Annotated in this window: 3 protein-coding genes; all 3 read left to right on the top strand. The window is 69.6% G+C overall.

Annotated features, from left to right (window positions below):
* The coding region (locus AC1DYI_RS33775; RefSeq protein ID WP_477208475.1) for a YqiA/YcfP family alpha/beta fold hydrolase at positions 1-191 on the top strand (191 nt) is incomplete at its 5' end.
* Complete coding sequence (fabG, locus tag AC1DYI_RS33770; RefSeq protein WP_477208474.1) at positions 188-928, top strand: 3-oxoacyl-[acyl-carrier-protein] reductase; 741 nt, start codon at positions 188-190, stop codon at positions 926-928. The genes AC1DYI_RS33775 and fabG, both read left to right, overlap by 4 nt.
* A gap of 86 nt (positions 929-1014) precedes the next feature.
* Positions 1015-2075: ankyrin repeat domain-containing protein (locus AC1DYI_RS33765; protein WP_477208473.1), on the top strand; the 1061-nt coding region annotated here is incomplete at its 3' end.

The following is a 2075-nucleotide window of genomic DNA, read 5'->3' as shown; positions in this document are numbered from 1 at the left end:
CACCCGCGTTGACCCACCCCGAGCGCTACGCCGCCGTCATCGCCAAGGGCGACGAGCTGCTGGACTGGCGCGAGATGACGGCCCGCCACGCCGGCGCCCACACGCTGCTGCTCGAAGGCAGTGACCATGCCCTGAGCGATTTCGACGACCAACTCCCTTTCGTGCTGCGTTTTCTGAAGTTGATCCCATGAGACTGACCGACAAGATCTGCATCGTCACCGGCGCCGCTCAAGGCATTGGTCTGGCCACCGCGCTGAAGTTCACCCGCGAGGGCGCGGTCGTCGTGGTCTGCGACCTGAAGCAAGAGGCGCTCGACACGGCGGTCGCCCAGTGCCAAGCGGCCGGCGGCCGCGCCGAAGGTCATCTGGTCGATGTGACCAAGCGCGAGCAGGTCGACGCGATGGTGGCTGCCGTGAAGGCCCGCCACGGCCGCATCGACGTGCTGGTCAACAACGCCGGCATCACCCGTGACGCCCGGTTGCTGAAGATGAGCGAAGCGCAGTTCGACGCGGTGATCGACGTCAACCTGCGCGGCGTCTTTCACTGTGCGCAAGCGGTGGCCGACACGATGGTCGAGCAAGGCCAGGGCGTGATCCTCAACGCCTCGTCGGTGGTCGGCCTGTACGGCAACTTCGGCCAGACCAACTACGCCGCCGCCAAGTTCGGCGTGATCGGCTTCACCAAGACCTGGAGCCGCGAGCTGGGACCCAAGGGCGTGCGCGTCAACGCGGTGGCGCCGGGCTTCATCGAGACACCGATCCTCGCGACGATCCCCGAGAAAGTGCTGGGCCACATGCGCGAACAGGTGCCGCTCAAACGCCTGGGCCAGCCCGAAGAGATCGCCAACGTCTACGCCTTCCTGGCCAGCGACGAGGCCAGCTACGTCAACGGCGCCGTGCTGGAGGTGTCGGGCGGGATGACGGTGTGAGCGCGGCGCCGCGGCCCAGCCACCCCTGGCGCGGCGTCGCCATCGCAGCCACTGTTAACATTGCAGCGGGCGGGGCGTTCGGCCAATTGCGCCTGCCGGAAAGCGCCGGTGCCGCGTCGTCCCCTTGGGACAAGGTGCACAGCGGCGGTTTCTTCGAGCTGCAGGTCGAACGCCAGAGCCTGGCCATGAGAGGCGACGCGCTTGCGTACCGGATCCTCGACAGCCAATTCAGCCCACCACGCTGGATCCTCGCGCACTGCGACACCGGCGAACGGGCCGAGTTCACGGCGACGCCGAACTGGACACGAACAGCCCACGGCGCACATGGCGAGGCCGATCTGCTGTACGCCTGCACGCTGGCACGCCAGCAGGGCCTGGCTGTCGACCGCATTCCGGCCTGGCGTGACGAGGAGTTCTCGGCCCTGGTCGACGCCTGGGTCTACAGCGCCGGCTACAGGTCGTACGACTGGCGCGTCACCTACTACGTCAGCGAAGAGGAGGCGCGCCGCGGCCGCGTCTCGCGGTGGGGCGAAGGCACGCGCTACATCGCGCTCACACGCCATGCCGGCAGCCTCATCGAAGTGCCGCCGCCGTTGCGCCGTGCGCTGACCAGCTTGTGGACGGCCGGGCAACGCAGCCCGGCGCTCACACTGCGAGGCGTTCAAGGCGAGCCCGAATGGGCCGTCGTCGAGCTGGTCCAGCGCGGCGCGGTGGAACGCCCCAGCGACTCGGCCGATCTGCGCCGGCGCGCGGCGTACTGGGTCGGCCAAGGCCTGCTGGACGCACCCTCAGCTCTGCTGGCCAGCCCGCTGCACCGCGCCCGCGCGGCCTACCGGCGGGCCCAGTCGCCTGCCGACGTGGTCAAGATCGACGAGGCGCTGTCACCGAACATCCTCTTTGGCGACGACCTGACGCCGCTGACGCTGGCGGTGATGACCCGGAACGAGCCGCTGGCCCGCGCGCTGCTGGACCGGGGGGCCGACCCCAACCAGTGCGGCGGCCAAGGCTGCCCGCTGCATGCCGCCGCCGCGCATGAGCAGGCGTCGACCCGCCTGGCGTGGATCGACCTGCTGCTGCGCGCCGGCGCGCGGCCCGACGCGTTCGACAACACCTTCAGCCTGGCCGACTCGACCGCACTGGGCACCGC

It is taken from the genome of Ideonella sp. P3_A4 (assembly GCF_056403075.1).
This window is presented reverse-complemented; position numbering and strand designations above follow the sequence as displayed.

What these genes read in the sequence shown, in the direction of transcription:
- fabG (WP_477208474.1), top strand. Translation starts at nt 188, where the DNA reads ATGAGACTGACCGACAAGATCTGCATCGTCACCGGCGCCGCTCAAGGC.